Origin of the sequence: Streptomyces sp. 11x1 (genome assembly GCF_032598905.1) — a bacterium.
Taxonomy (GTDB): Bacteria; Actinomycetota; Actinomycetes; order Streptomycetales; family Streptomycetaceae; genus Streptomyces.
Map to the genome: position 1 here is coordinate 4,813,185 of NZ_CP122458.1, position 14,941 is coordinate 4,828,125.

16 protein-coding genes are annotated in these 14,941 nt (G+C 67.8%); 1 reads left to right on the forward strand and 15 read right to left on the reverse strand.

Annotation, left to right across the window (positions count from 1 at the left end):
- Nucleotides 1-20 precede the first annotated feature (20 nt).
- From P8T65_RS21010 to P8T65_RS21070, 13 genes are all read right to left on the reverse strand, one after another.
- The gene (locus tag P8T65_RS21010; protein WP_316726837.1) at nucleotides 21-1,190 is read right to left on the reverse strand and encodes a tyrosine-type recombinase/integrase; all 1,170 of its coding nucleotides are present in this window, start codon (nucleotides 1,188-1,190) and stop codon (nucleotides 21-23) included.
- Complete coding sequence (locus P8T65_RS21015; protein ID WP_316726838.1) at nucleotides 1,190-1,405, reverse strand: excisionase family DNA-binding protein; 216 nt, start codon at nucleotides 1,403-1,405, stop codon at nucleotides 1,190-1,192. Before P8T65_RS21015 ends, P8T65_RS21010 begins: the two co-directional genes overlap by 1 nt.
- Nucleotides 1,402-2,703, reverse strand: a complete 1,302-nt coding sequence (locus P8T65_RS21020; RefSeq protein WP_316726839.1) for a replication initiator — start codon at nucleotides 2,701-2,703, stop codon at nucleotides 1,402-1,404. The genes P8T65_RS21015 and P8T65_RS21020 overlap by 4 nt, the downstream gene beginning before the upstream one ends.
- A gap of 131 nt (nucleotides 2,704-2,834) precedes the next feature.
- Nucleotides 2,835-3,098: a SpdD protein gene (locus P8T65_RS21025; RefSeq protein WP_316726840.1), complete on the reverse strand. Its 264-nt coding sequence runs from the start codon at nucleotides 3,096-3,098 to the stop codon at nucleotides 2,835-2,837.
- 36 nt (nucleotides 3,099-3,134) lie between these two features.
- Nucleotides 3,135-3,329 carry a hypothetical protein gene (locus P8T65_RS21030; RefSeq protein WP_316726841.1) on the reverse strand — a complete coding sequence of 65 codons (195 nt, stop codon included), beginning with the start codon at nucleotides 3,327-3,329 and terminating at the stop codon, nucleotides 3,135-3,137.
- 28 nt (nucleotides 3,330-3,357) lie between these two features.
- Nucleotides 3,358-3,549 (reverse strand): mobile element transfer protein, encoded by a 192-nt coding sequence (locus P8T65_RS21035; RefSeq protein ID WP_033530338.1) that lies wholly within the window; start codon nucleotides 3,547-3,549, stop codon nucleotides 3,358-3,360.
- Nucleotides 3,549-3,749 (reverse strand): hypothetical protein, encoded by a 201-nt coding sequence (locus P8T65_RS21040; RefSeq protein WP_316726842.1) that lies wholly within the window; start codon nucleotides 3,747-3,749, stop codon nucleotides 3,549-3,551. Before P8T65_RS21040 ends, P8T65_RS21035 begins: the two co-directional genes overlap by 1 nt.
- A 19-nt stretch (nucleotides 3,750-3,768) precedes the next feature.
- A complete protein-coding gene (locus P8T65_RS21045) occupies nucleotides 3,769-4,428 on the reverse strand; it encodes a DUF2637 domain-containing protein (protein ID WP_316726843.1) in 660 nt (219 codons plus the stop codon).
- An 83-nt stretch (nucleotides 4,429-4,511) separates the two neighbouring features.
- A complete protein-coding gene (locus P8T65_RS21050; RefSeq protein ID WP_316726844.1) occupies nucleotides 4,512-5,891 on the reverse strand; it encodes an FtsK/SpoIIIE domain-containing protein in 1,380 nt (459 codons plus the stop codon).
- A 5-nt stretch (nucleotides 5,892-5,896) separates the two neighbouring features.
- Entirely contained in the window at nucleotides 5,897-6,247 is a 351-nt protein-coding gene (locus tag P8T65_RS21055) for a hypothetical protein (RefSeq protein WP_316726845.1), read from the reverse strand.
- 614 nt (nucleotides 6,248-6,861) lie between these two features.
- Entirely contained in the window at nucleotides 6,862-7,590 is a 729-nt protein-coding gene (locus P8T65_RS21060; RefSeq protein ID WP_316726846.1) for a GntR family transcriptional regulator, read from the reverse strand.
- Nucleotides 7,591-7,652: 62 nt separating this feature from the next.
- Nucleotides 7,653-8,117, reverse strand: a complete 465-nt coding sequence (locus P8T65_RS21065; RefSeq protein WP_316726847.1) for an ATP-binding protein — start codon at nucleotides 8,115-8,117, stop codon at nucleotides 7,653-7,655.
- Between the two features lie 279 nt (nucleotides 8,118-8,396).
- Nucleotides 8,397-9,137 (reverse strand): GntR family transcriptional regulator, encoded by a 741-nt coding sequence (locus P8T65_RS21070; protein ID WP_200309260.1) that lies wholly within the window; start codon nucleotides 9,135-9,137, stop codon nucleotides 8,397-8,399.
- 90 nt (nucleotides 9,138-9,227) lie between these two features.
- Between P8T65_RS21070 and P8T65_RS21075 the strand changes: the two genes are divergently transcribed.
- Entirely contained in the window at nucleotides 9,228-10,325 is a 1,098-nt protein-coding gene (locus P8T65_RS21075; RefSeq protein ID WP_316726848.1) for a DUF1152 domain-containing protein, read from the forward strand.
- A gap of 331 nt (nucleotides 10,326-10,656) precedes the next feature.
- Here the strand turns inward: P8T65_RS21075 and P8T65_RS21080 are convergent, their stop codons facing one another.
- Together P8T65_RS21080 and amaP are read right to left on the reverse strand one after the other, a co-directional pair.
- Nucleotides 10,657-11,898 carry an ATP-binding protein gene (locus tag P8T65_RS21080; protein ID WP_316726849.1) on the reverse strand — a complete coding sequence of 414 codons (1,242 nt, stop codon included), beginning with the start codon at nucleotides 11,896-11,898 and terminating at the stop codon, nucleotides 10,657-10,659.
- A 2,439-nt stretch (nucleotides 11,899-14,337) separates the two neighbouring features.
- Nucleotides 14,338-14,931 (reverse strand): alkaline shock response membrane anchor protein AmaP, encoded by a 594-nt coding sequence (gene amaP / locus P8T65_RS21085; RefSeq protein WP_316726850.1) that lies wholly within the window; start codon nucleotides 14,929-14,931, stop codon nucleotides 14,338-14,340.
- Nucleotides 14,932-14,941: the final 10 nt, after the last annotated feature.

Sequence of the window (14,941 nt, forward strand, 5' to 3'; positions counted from 1 at the left end):
CTTTTTGCTGTCCGCTGTGATCACTCGTCGCGTGCCAGATTCGTGCCAGAACGCCTGTCGGGCTCTTTCTCCCTGGCAGCGGCCCGCGCCTTCCGTACGGTGGCGTCCAGCCCGGCGGCGACCTCTTCTTGCCGCTCGTCGTCGGAGTGCTGATAGATCAGCGCCGCCTTCTCCGAGGACTGCCCGGCGCGGACCATGGTGTCTTTGAGCGTGGCCCCGGAGCGCGTGGACAGCGTGTGCCCCGTGTGCCTGAGGTCGTAGAACCGGAAGCCCTCCGACATCCCGACGATCTCACGCGCCTTCCGCCACTTCCGCCCGAAGGTGCTGCGCCGGAAGGGAGCGCCCTTCTCCCCGACAAAGATCAGCCCGTCCGGGCCCGGCTCGGCGTAGCTCTCCAGATGCCAACGTAGCTCCCGGCGGAGGAACGCGGGAAGAATCACAGTCCGGGTGCCGGCCTCCGACTTGGTGTAGCCCTGGACGCGCCGCCCGTTCATCCGCTCGGGCTCGGCGAGGCGGACGCGGACACGAAGGTTGTCGAGGTCGACGTCTCGACGACGGAGGCCGGCCAGTTCTTCCGGCCGCATCGGACCGTACGCGCCGAGGTAGACCATGAGCCGCCACCGCATCCCCACCGCTTCGGCGAGGGCATCGACCTGGGCGACGGTGGCAATGCGACGCTCAGCCGCCCTCTCCTTCCCCGCGCCCTTGATCCGGCAGGGATTGCGCGTGATCAACTCGTCGTCCACGGCCGTTTCCATGATGGCCTTGAGGAGCCGGTACGCCTTGGCCGTCATCGTCTTGGCGTTCGTGGTCCGCAGTCGACCGGCCCGCCACTCACGGACGCGCGGCGCGGTGATCTCGTCCAAGTCCAGCTCGGCGAAGGCGAACAGGTGCTTGTCGAGGAGATAGCGGTAGAGGTCGCGGGTGAGCGGCGCGAGTTCCCGTTCGTCGACCCACTTGTCGGCGTAGGCCCGGAAGCTCACCGCGCCCGCCTCGGGGTCGCGCCACTCGCCCCGACGGATCTCCGTCTGCCGTTCGGCAAGCCAGTCGTCGGCATCAGCCGTCGTCTCGAAGGTGACGGGGGCCGGACGCATCACGCCGTCAGGGCCCGGGTAGCGGGCCTGGTACCGGCCGGAGGGAAGCCGTCTGATCGCGCCGAAACGGCGTCGCCTGCCCCTGTTGTTGGCCATCAGGCAGCAGCCTTTCCGAAGCGGGACCGAGGCCGCCTCAGCGGCTCCACGGTGCGAGAGGCGAGGTACTCGCGGAGGGCGCTCTCCGGGATGCGGACGTACCGGCCAACTTTCACGTATCGAATGCGCCGCTCCTCGATGAGCCGCCGGGGAAAGCGGGCGGTCGTGCCCAGCAGCTCGGCGACCTGGTCGACGGACAGGTAGCGGTCGTTCATGTGGTCGGCTCTCCTTCCGTTCCGGGAGCAGGTTCGAGGGACGCGGCAAGCCAGGTCTCGCCCGTGCTGAGGCCCGTTCCGGCAAAGACCCAATGCGCGAGGACGAGCGTGGTTTCGCCGTCCTGGGCTGCGGGCGGAGCGGCTTGCGCGCGGCGCCATTCGGCGCGGGCGTCGCGCAGTGCGCCGAGGGTGGTGGAGTAGCGGCGGGACTTTGTGGAGAAGTGGCCGCGGAAGCCCAACATGTGGGACCAAGCCCGAAGACGAAGGTGTGCCAGCTCGGGGCGGGCGCCAAGGGTCCAGGCGGTTCGGATCATGCGGCGGGCGTGGTCGGTGATCCGGGCCCCGGCCAGCTCGGCGAGGAAGCGGATCGGCCGGTCAAGGGTGCCGGTCGTCGTCTCGGCGCCCTTGGTGGCGTACTTGGCGATGTACGCCGCTACGGCCCGCTCGGTCAGCTCCTGGCCGCCGTCGAAGTCAGCGGAGCGGATGGTGCGGACGTCGAGCTGACGGCCGAAGGTGAAGGTGTGGGCCCGTCCCTCGACGGTCGGCCCGCCGACACGAGCGGCGGTGGCAGCGGCGTGGATGGCGTCGCTCAGCAGTTCGGCGGTGGCCCAGGCCGGGGGCGAGGTGTCGCCGCCGTCGGGGCCGTCGAGGCGGATGACCGCGTGGAAGTGGACGGCTCCGCGCTTCTGGTACTCGGCGACCTTGGCGAAGGAGATGCGGGCGTGATCGCGGAAGGCCCGTTGGGTGAGGCCGGCCAGCTTGGCGACCTCACGGCGGAGGTAGATGGAGAAGCGCCGCCACAGGGCCCCGGCGTGTGCGTTCCAGAGCACGGCCGCTTCGTAGTCGTACCTGTCCGGATCGAGGGGCGTACCGAGGACCGGGGCTGTGTCCTCGTGCCGGACACCGCAGCGGCAGGGCCGCCCGCTGGAGGGGCGGTTGTGGACCGGGCCGAAGCTCGGCGCGGTGAAGGTGGCGAAGACGCGCGGGTGCGTGCCGACCTGCTCAGGGGTGCCCTTGCCGCCGCGGAGTCCGGCGGTGATCAGGTGGAAGGTGTCGCGGCGGTAGACCTCCGCGCAGGCCGCGCAGCGGGTGGCACGGCGGTTGTTGCAGCGGACGAGGAGGTTTCCGGCGGGGAGGGCGGTCGAGTCGAGGTGGTGCAGGACGCGCCCGACCTCACCGGTTGTCGTGTCGACGGCGTACTCGGTGCGGTGGCCGTCGAGGCGTACGGGGTGGGTGCAGCCGCCCAGGCCGGAGAGTTGGCGGGCCAGTTCGGGCAGGGTGCCGAGTGAGGCGAGCATGGAGAGTTCCGCCAGCGGGGGCGGAGTCTGCCGGGTGATGATGGGTCTTCCCTTCGGCTGTTTCGGCGGTTGGGAGGGACGGCCCCGGGGCGGCGGGATGCTTGGCGGCTTGTTGCCGCCCCGGCGGCCGGTCAGCGCTTGTTCGTGCTGCTGACGAGGGAGCGCAGGACGACGGCGGCGATGGCCACGGAGATGGCCGAGACGGCGACCGCCGCCAGGAGCGCGGTGAGGACGACGCCCACGACGACCACGGCGGCGACCGCGCCGACACCGACGCTCATGAACGGGGCGATCGGGCGGCCGGCGGAGTGAGCCGGAACCGGGGCGTGGTTCTGCGGGATGTGTGTGGTGATGCTCGGGACGTGCGGAGTGTCGGGCAGCTTGGGACGGAACACGGCAGGTCTCCTTTGCGGTTGCTTGCGGTCGTTGGCTCAGTCGCGGGTGCCGTTGACGACGTCGACCCCGGAGCGGGTGCCGGACTCGATGGCCGGGGCGAGGACGGTGTGCGAGAGCCAGAAGCCGAACAGCGCGATCACGGCGGCGACCCACAGGCGGACGCCGAGGAACTTGATCGCGGCCCAGGCGATGACGCCCAGGACGAAGACGAGCGGCAGCGAGATGGTCACGGGATCTCCTCGGGTGGGTCGTCTTGGATCAGCGGACGGCGCAGCGGTGGGTGCGCGCGGCCAGCTCGGCGGCGGCCCGGCTGTCGTAGTCGGTCGAGAAGCCGCAGCGCGGGGCCGTGCAGGCGGCGGTGTGCTTCTCACGGCCACGTCCGTCGTAGTACGTGCCGACCTGGACGGGACCGATGCGGACGAGGTTGCGGAAGCGGCGGTTGGCGGGCATCAGGGGTTCTCCTTCTGGTCGTTGGGGGTCTCGCCGGTGAAGTCGGTGACGTGGTCGGCGAGCCAGCGCAAGATCTCGTCGCCCTCGTAGCTGTCGGCGGCGAGGATCACCGGTTCGGCGATGAGCACGGCCTCGGTGAGGCGGTTCTGTCGGGTCAGCTCGGCGGCACGCTTGAGCGCGCGGAGCGTGGACGGTCGCAAGGTGGTAAGTCCTCCGGGGTCAGGTGAGTTGAGCGGCGATGGCTTCGGCCAGCGGCATGGGGACGCCGAGCCGGGCGCGAAGGGTCGAGGTGTCGATGGGGGTGCCGGTTCGGGCGTGGTGTTCGTCGGCGACCTTCCGGGCGAGGGCGACGAGGGCGGGCGGTACGGCGGCGGGTGAGGGCGGAGCCGATCCGGCTTCGACGGATGGCAGATCGGCCACCGTCACGGGCGGCTCCACCTCTATGGCGGGCGGTTGGGGCGCCGAGTCCGAGACCCTCGAAGGCGGTTCGGTGTCGGCCATGGCGCGGGGTGTCTTCGGTGCGCCGTGGGCGAGGAGCGTCCCTCCGAGGAAGGCCACCGCAGGCCACCCGGCGACGACGATGCGCAGCCAGGCAGGCACGTTCTCCAGGTCGAGCAGCCCGGCGGTGGCAACGTTGGCACCGAGGGAGGCGACCAGTGCGACGAGGAACCAGCACCACCCGGCGGCTTTCGCCTCCCCCGAGCGGAGCCGCCGCCAGGCCGCCACCATCAGCAGGTCGACGGAGACCGGGTAGGCCCACGCCTTCCAGCCGTCCTGTCCGGCGGCGGAGGCAAGGTCGTGCAGGTGGGCGAAGGACAGCGCGGCGGCGATGAGCGCCTGGACGAGTACGGCGTCCACACGGACGGGCAGGGCACGCACGGCGCGACTCCTTCCGGTTTCAGGCATGGGTGGGGTAGGGACGTGGCGCGGGACGGTCGCGCCGACCGTGGTGGCGGGTGCGGCTACTCGGCGACGGAGCGAGGAGTTGCTACGGGCGGCCCGGACGCCTCCACGGGCACGGGCGGGACGTAGGGACGGAAGGGCGCGAGCGCGGGCACGTCGGGTGCGAGGTGGGCCGTCTCGCGGCAGATGGCCGCCGCTTCGGCGAGGGAGAGGTGCGGCGTACGGACGCGGGACCAGCCGCCGGACGTGTCGCCGACGACGGCCAGGCCGGGCAGCTCGGGAGCGATGCCGCAGGCCGCATAGACCGCCTCAGGGGCGATGTCACCGAGCGCCATCTTCGCGGAGGCTTCGTCGTTGACGCGGTGGCAGACCCGGCCGGTCAGCTGCGCCCGCAGCATGGTGGCGCCCTTGCCCAGCTCCGCACCGAAGCGCTGCCCGCACACCTCCAGATAGATGCCGGCCGCGCGACCGAGCTGAGCGAGGCGGATGAGCTGGGTGACCATCTCGTCCCGCCGTTCCTCCTCTTTCCTTGTGGCGACGAGGAAGAGTTCCGCCACCTCGTCGATGAACAGCACGATGGGAGAGGGGCGTTCGTCATCCGGCAGGCCCCAGATGTCCGAGGTGATCAGCTCGTCCGGGGTCCCCGGGCCGATGCCTTGCCGTGCCTTGATCAGGTCGTAGCGCTCCTCCATTTCCTTCACCAGCACGGGCAGCAGCTCGGCAGCCTGTACCGGGTCGGTGGCCAGGGCGGAGAGCCGGGCCGCGAACGGGGCCAGCTCGACGCCGCGCTTGCAGTCGATCCCGACGAGGACGACCGGCTGAGCGGCCAGCCCGGTGAGCAGGTTGCGCAGGAACATGGACTTGCCCGACAGCGTGGCGCCGAGGACGAGTTGATGCGGTACGGCCCGGTAGTCCCGTACGAACGCCGTCGCGTCCTCGCGCAGAGCCACCGGCACCCGAAGCGGCCCGGCGACGGTCCGACGAGGCATCCGCACCTTGCGCAAGACGTCGAAGCCGACGAGCCGCAGTTCCACGACCCCGGGCTTGACGTCCCGCACGTACACGGCGTGAACGCCCCAGGCGTGCCGCAGCCGTTCGGCCGAGGCCGCCACATCCGCAGGTTCCTGTCCCGGAGCGAGCCGCAGCCGGAGCCGCAGACCGGTCGAGGTGGGCCGGATCATGCCCCGCCGAGGCGGCACGGGCCGAATCTCCCGCCGAGTGGTCGCCTTGACGGCCAGCGCACGCCACCGGGACGGCGAGACCGTCAGGCCGCACGCGTCCATCGTCGAGGAGTACGAGGCCAGCAGCCGGGCCACCGAGACCGGCAGCCCGACCGTGGACCAGTACACCGCAGGGTGGGCGTGCCGGGCGTAGAGCGCACCGCCGCCTATCGCAGCGAGCGGCGCACCCCACTCGGCCAGCATCACCAGGTCGGTCACGGCGATCAGCCCGCCTGCGCCATCGGGAAGGCACCCGGAGCCACGGCGGTGGCCCGGTAGGCGATGCCGTGCCGCTGCTGGCCGTTGAACACGCTCTCCCACGGCCGGGCGACGAGCCCCGGCAGCGAGACGGGAGCACCGACCGTCAGCCCGTCGGTCACCCCGCTCTCGGGGATGGTGACCTGGATCAGGGACGACTCGCCCTCGTCGATGAAGACGACGCCGACCGTCATCAGTGCCTCACCGCTCACGGCATCCTTGGCGATCTCACCGGTCTGCCGGTCACGGACCTTCGGCGCCGGCGCTTCGGTGAGCAGGATCGTGGCGGACGAGGCGTCAACGCGGATCACACGCACAGAGATTTCTCCTTCGAGTCGATCAACTTGCCACCTGACAAGTTGACTTAGCAAGTTCGAAGTTAGAGATGCCAAGTTGACTTGTCAAGTGGCTTCCTGGCGACCAACGAGCGCGATCGACGACGCAAGCGCACCATGAACCCAGGCAGTAGAGGAGGGCGCGCCATGGATGACCAACACCGCGCTCAGGAGCCGCAGTCGTGGGGTCCCCGCAACTCACAGGGGCCCGTGCCACCACCGAACGCGTGGTCTGCACCACCGCAAGGACCCCCGCCAGGCAGCCCCTATCAGGGCGAGACGGCACCCCGACCGAAGAAGCGACATCGGATCTTTCTGTGGGTCTTCCTGGCCATCCAGATCCTGTTTCTGATCTGGGTGATCACGGGCGCCGCGAGCGGCAGTGGCACTCCCGAAGAGTGCCGAGGCCAGACCGGTGACGCCTTGCAGCTGTGCGAGGACGCGAGCGACGTAGGAACCACCATCGGCGTGGGACTGATCATCGGCCTCTGGGCAGCCGTCGACGTCATCCTCGGTTTCTCATACGTGGTCTACCGACTCGCCAGTCGACGCACTTGAGACAGGCCGTCGCAGCCGAGCAGCAGCGAGCCGCCAGCTCAGGTGAGCCGGTAAGTGTCTTCGAGTTCCTGACGATCAGCGGGCAGCAGCACGTCAGAGACTTGCAGGGCCTGACCGGAAGCGTCGCACGCGACCACCAGGACGCTGAGGACGGGCACGCCGTTCGGCAGCTCCAGAAGTTCGACCTCGCTCCGCTCCGGAAGCCGAGCCGAGACGCGTTCCGTCACGTGGTCGAAGCGAACCTTCTTCCGCGCCTCAAGGTGAGCACGAGTGCCGCCGCTCAACAATTGCGCACTCTCCAGATCGGTGCCTTCAACCAGGCCGGCGGGGAAGTACGACGAGACCAGCTCGACGGGTTCGCCGTCCTCCACGACGAGGAACCGACGCATGAGGACCTTGGCACGCTTCGGCAACCCGAGCACGGAGGCGACGCGCGCCGGAACTGGAACCTGACCGACCTCGACCAGGCGCCCAGGCATCTGCGTCTCATCACGTGTGAGCGCTTCGCTCCCCCGGCGGTCCTTGTGCTCCACGACGGCCGGACGCCCGCGGACGATCGTGCCGTATCCCTGTCGGGACTCCAGCCAGCCGTCACGCTTGAGCAGGTCCAGTGCCCGGACGACGGTTGGTCGGGACATCCCGAAGGCTTGCACAAGTTGATTCTCACTGGGCACCCGAGTGCCGGACGGATAGGTGCCGTCCTCAATGCGGCGCTGGAGCGTCTGCGCGAGGCGCACATACTTCGGTGCCGCCACTTCATACGCCATGAACGCCGCCTGTCGAGATTGGCCAAGTCAACTGGTCAACCAGACTAGCGACAACCGGGCCGTCAGGACAGAACCGGCCCGGAGCCCTCATCGGACGGCCACGCGTCGGCGACGTCGAAGGAGACGACTGTCCCGCCGAAGCGACTTGGACCGGAGTGCCACGACTCGGCGATGGAGTCGACAAGGAGCAACCCGCGCCCGTGGGCGTCGTTGGCCTCCGGTTGCCGCATGCGCACACTCGCCGGGAACCCGGGGTTGTGCACCTCGATCCGGAGCGACGTCTCCACGCGATACCAAGCAACGCGCACCGTCCAGGTCTCGTCTGCCCGCCCGTAGAGAATGGCGTTGGTCACCAGCTCCGAGATCATCAACACACAGTCGTCGATCGAGCAGGCCGGGTTGTACGGAGCGATGAACTTCCGGAACCAGCGCCGCGCCCGAGGTACGGACTCCGCGACGGGGTGCAAGGTCATGGCACCGAGTCGCGGTGAGTCCGCAGAGGGAAAGCGGTCGATCGTGTAGGCCATCCGCACTCACTCCTTGCCGCTGCCGTCGCAGTCGAGGCAGCGTCGTTTCGACGTGGCACCGAGGCGGTCGTTGGCCGTGGAGAGCGCCAGTGCCGTGCGGGAGCCGACGCGCTTCCAACCGCGCCCCCGGCATCCCCGGCAAGTTGCACGCGCGCCCTGGTCCGGCCGCTGACTCGTCACTCCGTGCCCCCTTCCGAATCCAAGTGGCCTTAGCCACTTCCTGGATAGTGGCATTAGCCACTTGGACTGTGCAAGCGGTTCGACACAACTCCCGGACCATCAGGTGAGCGGGTAGCCCTGCTCGAACGCCCAGCGATGCGGCGGATAGGTGGCTTCGGCGAACTCCAACGGCCGGTCCTGGAGGTCGAAGACGACGTGATGAACGATCAGGACCGCAGACCCGGCTTGCAGCTGGAGGTCTGCCGCCTCCTCCTCCGTCGCACTGCGAGCACACATGCGGTCTTCGGCGTAACTCCCCTGGCGCCCCGTCATGTTCTCGACGTACATGAGCGTCCCCTCTTGGATCCGCTCCGGCTCCAGGAGCTTCGGGGCGCGGTGGCCGACGTCCGGAGCGAACCACGAAGTGGACAGCGTGATCGGCCCGTCCTGGTTGTTCGTCACCCGCCGCCGATGCACAGCCCGCAGATCCTTGACCAGGCCCAGAGCCTCAACAACGTGATCCGGGGCCTCCATCCAACCGGCCGAGGTGATCACCGCGTACTCACCGGGCGTGTAGATCTTCCCGGTCTGCCGAGCCCGCCCGTACAGCTCACGCGCCCGCCGGTTGACCTCCAGGCTGCGCACATACGTGCCCGATCCCTGGCGCTTCTCGACGAGCCCCTGATGACTCAGCGCCTCCAACGACCGCGCGGCAGTAGGACGGGACACCTTCCAGTTCGCAGCCAACTGCCGCTCCGAGGGCACCTCGTCCCCCGGCCGCAGGTCGCCCCGAAGGATCTGATCACGGATGTAGTGCGCGATCTGGAGATACTTCGGCTGAGCCTCTTCGATCTGAGGCATGTCTCCTCCTCATCTTCCCAGCCCAAGTGGCTATGGCCAGTAGCCACTATAGAGTGAGTGGTCAACCCTCGACCCCGTAGGCTGAACCGCATGACGCGGTTGATCGTCGCAGCAGGAGGAGGGGGCGACGCAGTCGCCGCCGCAATGCTTCACGCCGCCCTCTACGGCGACGAGGACCAGGCGGTGATCCTCACGTACGCGTGGGACCGCCTACTGATCGACCCGGTACCGGGCCCCCGAGGACCGAACAACTTCACCGGCCTCCAACACCTCACCCCAGCAGTCTGGGCAGTGCCGGCCAAGGCCCGCCCGATCGCTCCAGCAGGCTCCACACTCCCGCGCCTAGCGGCAGAACTTCCGCACACCTTTGCACTGATCGACCCGCGCCACGGAGTTGAGGGCATCACCCGCCAGCTCGAAGAACTAGTGAGCCACCTGTCACCGGAGTCGATCGATCTCCTGGACGTTGGCGGCGACATCCTCGCCCGAGGTGATGAGCCCACACTGAAGAGCCCGCTCGCCGACGCCGTGACACTCGCCGCATGCTGCCAGGTGAACGCACCGATCCGCCTCCTGGTGGCAGGCCCCGGTCTGGACGGCGAACTGCCTCCCGATGCGCTGCGCGGGACACTCGGCCCGCTCGTCCACACCTTCACGGCCAAGGACGTTGAACCGACCAGCTCGGTCCTGGAATGGCACCCCTCCGAGGCAACCGGGATGCTGGCGGCTACGGCCCGAGGTGTACGCGGCACGTGCGAGATGCGAGACGCCGGCCTTCCCGTCCCTCTCACCGACGAAGGGCCGACCGTCCATGGAGTCGACCTGGACGAGGCATTGAGCCGGAACCAGCTGGCCCGCGCCATCACGACGACCGCCACCCTGGACGAGGCAGAAGCACACAGCCGCGAAATCTGCGGGTACTCGGAGATCGACTACGAGCGCAACAAGGCGACATGGCTCAAGGACCAGCCACCGACGAAGCTCGACCCGGAAGCTGTACTGACCCAACTCGATCAGTTCGAGGCCGAGGCCCGAAGCCGCGGAGTCACCCACACGACGTTCCGCCGCATCACCGAGGCGCTGAACTTCAACGGCTCCCTACGCGAGGACCTGCGCCAACTGCTCATCAGCAGCCGTCCGGAGAAGTACGACCCACCCTTGTGGCGAATCGCATCCACTGCTGAGTAACAACCTTCTTCACGGGTTCAAGAGCCCGCGCACGGCGCGGGCGCGCGCCGCCTCTGCGGCGCGGCCTGCCTCCTGTCTGCGCCCCGGCTGGCCGCGCCCGGCGGCGCGCTACGTGCATGCGGGCAGAAGCGAGGAATTCACCCGCGGGTCAAGGACATGCCTCCGGCGGGGGCGCTCAGGCTCCGAGATGGCGGGGGCGCCGTTCGCGAGTGCCGGCCGTTGGTGGCGTGCGCGGGGAGCTCCCATCCCGTCTGCCGTCGACCCAGGCAGAGCCGAGCAGCCACGGTGTGTGGGTCGACGGCAGACGGGATGGGAGCTGAGGTTGTGGCGCCTACCTGCCTTGGCCGGATTGCGAAATATCCTGAGCACCACGATCTGAAGGTGGCCCTGCGATCATCGCTTGTACCAAAGAACTCAGGATTTCCGCTCGCTGCTGTGTTTCGAGACGGGCGTCAGTAATCAGCCGTTCAGCAGCTAGATAGCGGGAGAACTCAAGTGGCTGATCAAAGTAGGCACGCAAATGCTCGGCAGCAGTTTCCTGTGATTTAACGAAGGTTCTGCTCACATATCCAGCGAGAGCAGCGGAGACTGCGCCGAGTGCGCCAGCTACGACGGCGCCAGCTGTCGTGCTGGCGAAGAAGGCCACAGCGGCGAACGCAACTAGCAAGATGAAGCCGACAGTCATGGCGATCTGGGCGTTGCGGAACGATTTGGCTGCTTGTTCTAGTGCAATGCCATGGTAGTGGTCCAATCGGCGATGGGTCACTGTCCAGAGGGCGGAAAGCGTCAGGCGTGCCTGCTCCTCATCCTCCGCTTGTGACTGCGAAGCATCGGCATGGGGGGAGCGGAGTTCCTCTTCCAGTTCGGCTTCAGCCTGCCGCACCCTCTCTCGCGTTTGGGCGACGTCTTCGTCCTTGGGCCTCCACCCTACGAGTTCCACCATTAGCCCAGCGAAAAGAATTGAGAAGCCTAGTAGGGCTGCTCCGGGCGTAAGAGATGCAGGATCATTTCCTTGTAGGAACCGGACCAGAAAAAGCGCGCCAGGCAGAACGAGGGCTGCGGTCGCTATAATCAGGACGTTGCGACGCCGGAACGGTCGGCGTAGATTTAGCGAAGCCGCTCGAACTTCGGGAACTATTTGATTCGAATCAGGGGTGCTGAATGAACGAGGAGTGAAATTCGATGCGGGTATCGTCGTAATGCTCGATCCCACTCGTATTGCCACTTGGCCATCACTGGATACAGGCGTGTTTTGGGACGCTTCTACGCGGATTACGCCGAACTGTTTGCCTTGTGCTGTAACGCAAAAGGCTCGTATCTCGGGTTGGGGATCCAGGTGTCTGCGCGCGTAATTTACGAGGCGTTCAAATGCGTGCGGATCGACGCCGGTTAGTCTGCCCGCCGTTGGATTAGGTCGATCGTCAATGCCAACAATGATCGTGCCACCGCGCGTATTGGCGAATGCGGCGATAATTCTGCCGAGTATGCGAGGATGCACTCTGGCATTCTTGAACTCAAGATCAACTCCCTCGGGTTGGCGCAGGAGGGCTTCGATCTCTTCGGGTGTCGCCATGGCCGTGAGACTAACGGCTGTTGAACGGCTAGTCCCATGAACTGATCAAGATGTGCACCGATCGTGTGCCGCGGGCAGCGTGCTCGATCGGCGGCGCAGCCTCGTGGGCCGTCTCTGGGCCGTGCGAGGCCGACCAACGCTGACAGTCGGCACCCACGGGTGACCACCCCCACCCCCCCTCTGGCCTGGGCTCCCCGAGTTGATCTGCGACACTGGGTGAGTTATGCCGAAGCCCGGAGAACTGGCATGAAGAGGGTGCGCTGCTGCACAGCAGCGAAGTACAGCAACCACCGCGACCGCAGTCAGTCATCACAGACCGCAGGCACCCTGGCGAAGCCCGGCGGACTCTTGCGACCACCTCGCCCGTAGTCAGCATCACGGGAACGTGCCGAATTATCCATGGGGAAGGAGTTCGTTGTACCGCCACGTAGGGGGGGCACCGGGCGGCAACGTGGAGTCACTCTGCATGCCGGCGCGCCAACCCCACAAAATGCCGGCGAAGCGAACTTCCCACGGAAGCCGAGCCGGATGACGGCGGGCCTTCCGCACGGCGCGTCGGTAGAACCAGTCATCGAGCGCTGTGAACCACCGATGCTGTTCGAACCAGATACCGCGCCTGATCGCTCTGGTGCTGCTGGCACGGTTCACCTGCCGCAGCATCAATTGGTTGCGTTGCCACTCACGGCCGTCGCCATCTCGGAATATGACCCCAGGTCCAAGGGCTTCACTGCCCGCAGGCCACGAGCCACCGAGGGACTCAACATCCTCTTGGATGGGAGCGGGGACGGACATTGTCGCCCCGGGAGTGAGAAACTGGGTAAGACGTCCGGGTGGCACCCCGATGAGGCTAAGGTACGTCGGTCGGGATCGGTCAACGATGTAGCGAGTTCCGAATACTAAGTGGACTGAAAGTATTTCGATAGGCCGCGTACTGTCATTCCTCACCACAATCTGGTCGCCAAGATGTGACCAGCTGAAGTCGTGGATTTCTTCACGCAACTCTTGCAGATGCACGGTGATGCCGTGAGCGTCCTCTCTCCGGCGTAGCTGATCAACCTTGCGCCGGTCCACAAGCGTGATCACCAATGCAATAAGGCTTACGGCCGTACCGATAAGGCCCGTGATTGTTCCGACCACTATGTACCACCTCTCAAGGCGCTGACTAAAGTGCCGTCTGCTGACGCAGGTATGGGTCAGCCCCTGGCGACGTGATGGTCCGCCACACCCTTGCGATGGCCCGTAGCCGGACCGCCAACAGAGACGCCAAGAAGGCGTACCTGCCCGCCCCCCCGTAGGCACAACTGTTGGGCCTCAGGATGCCCCTGCCCACGGCTCCCTCGTGCCAGATCCGTGCCAGATCCAGCGGGGAACCACGGGGAACGTCGGGGAGCCGGTGGACGACGAGCCCGGTGCTGAAGCCACCTCGCCCCAGGCCAGACGGGCAGTCGCCTCTCGAACACCCGAGCTTCCCAAGCTGAGAGCGCGAGTTCGGTTCTCGTCGCCCGCTCCACGATGAAACCCCAGGTCGGCGGCCTGGGGTTTGCCTATTGGGCAGCCGAGTTTGGCGTGCCGGACGCGGCGCTCCGTGATCAGTCAGCGGACGAAACGCTCGCCCACTGGAGCGGCAGGAGGGGCTGCGCCTCCGCCCGCCCACGGGCAACGGCCCCCCGGATCGAAGAAGCCGTCACACACGTCACCAGAACCCTCGGCGGCGCTCTGTCGTGCGGCGTGGCCGTCCGGTGGTGGCCCTCCCCGTACGAGCCGGAAGCGATCGCCGCGAAACGCCGAATGCCCGAAATGCGCTCCAGATGTAGCATGAAAGCGGGTCGGCACAACTCACGTGCGACCGGCCCGGAAGGGCGACCCCGGTGTGCATACGCCGGGGTCGTTGGCGCTTCATGGCCGAGCGGGACTTCGTGGTCGCCGCACCGTTCGGGGTCCGCCATGACGTGCCGAGCGGGTCGGGCCCGGACGGGTCCTGGGCGGCCGGGGACCGGAGCCGGTCAGCGTGCCGTATGCCGGGGGGAGCGCCGGATGGAGCGGGCCACCAGGTAGACCAGATCGGCGACGAGAAGCAGTACGCCGACGGACATCAGGTAGAGCGCACCGTCGATGGTCGCGCCGATGACGACCAGAGCGATCCGGCGATGAGCAGGGTCGGGAAGAGGACCATGACGGGACGCCTCCTGGGCGGAACCACGGGATCTGCGCGGTCTCCCGGCTACGGAGGGACCTGAGAACCCTGGGATCGGTGGGGCACATCGGTGATGGTCACGACGAAAGATGGCCGGCGCCGCGCGAGCACGCCGATCGCGAGGCGACTGCGCCAGGCAGCGTGCGATTCGTTCGGTCCGCCGCATGCCAGGGCGTTCGGCTCCGGGAGTCCTGGACGCCTCGCCGCCGACGGCCCCGTGCGACTCTCGGCCCAGGGGGCGGTACTCAGGCAGCGCGTCGGGCGCGGTGGCGGACTTCCCGGAGTCGGACCTTCGAGGGGAGGCGGTCCAGGCCGGCCGCGTCCCGTGCGTCTGCGAGCGTTTCCCGGCTCAGTCGCCCCAGGGTCAGCGCTGGATCGGCCTGGGGCTCCAGCATCAGCCGTACGCGCGCGGTGGGAGCGGTGCGTCGGCCCGCCAGCCGTACCTGGGCCCGCGAGACCCCGTCCAGGGCTTGCGCCTCCTCCTCGATGACATCCTCCAGGGTGCGGCCGTTGAGCCGGGACACCTCGCCGTCCTCGCTGGCGACGAGGACCTGGCCCAGGCGTTGTCCGCGTTGCGCGAGGAGCCACCACAGCAGCAGGACCAGCAGCACGGCGAGCACCGCGATGACGGTCGGCCACCACCAGCCCTCCTCCCGCCACCGGGTGCGTCCCTCGACGCCCAGCACCACGTCGGCCGGCCCGCGGAAGGGCCACCAGCCCGGCATCCCGAAGTCCCAGTGGCGCTGCAGGTCAAGGCCGCCCAGCAGTACGCCGCCGCCCAGGGCGAACAGTCCGAGGCCGAGAAGCCCCAGCAGCACCCGGTTCACCGTCTTGAGCATCAGGATCGCC

Coding starts and splice junctions, on each gene's coding strand:
- P8T65_RS21035 (WP_033530338.1), bottom strand. CDS start 3,549: ATGCCCGCCAACCGCCGCTTCCGCAACCTCGTCCGCATCGGTCCCGTC.
- P8T65_RS21010 (WP_316726837.1), bottom strand. CDS start 1,190: ATGGCCAACAACAGGGGCAGGCGACGCCGTTTCGGCGCGATCAGACGG.
- P8T65_RS21070 (WP_200309260.1), bottom strand. CDS start 9,137: ATGCCTCAGATCGAAGAGGCTCAGCCGAAGTATCTCCAGATCGCGCAC.
- amaP (WP_316726850.1), bottom strand. CDS start 14,931: ATGCTCAAGACGGTGAACCGGGTGCTGCTGGGGCTTCTCGGCCTCGGA.
- P8T65_RS21020 (WP_316726839.1), bottom strand. CDS start 2,703: ATGCTCGCCTCACTCGGCACCCTGCCCGAACTGGCCCGCCAACTCTCC.
- P8T65_RS21080 (WP_316726849.1), bottom strand. CDS start 11,898: ATGGCGACACCCGAAGAGATCGAAGCCCTCCTGCGCCAACCCGAGGGA.
- P8T65_RS21075 (WP_316726848.1), top strand. CDS start 9,228: ATGACGCGGTTGATCGTCGCAGCAGGAGGAGGGGGCGACGCAGTCGCC.
- P8T65_RS21060 (WP_316726846.1), bottom strand. CDS start 7,590: ATGGCGTATGAAGTGGCGGCACCGAAGTATGTGCGCCTCGCGCAGACG.
- P8T65_RS21015 (WP_316726838.1), bottom strand. CDS start 1,405: ATGAACGACCGCTACCTGTCCGTCGACCAGGTCGCCGAGCTGCTGGGC.
- P8T65_RS21065 (WP_316726847.1), bottom strand. CDS start 8,117: ATGGCCTACACGATCGACCGCTTTCCCTCTGCGGACTCACCGCGACTC.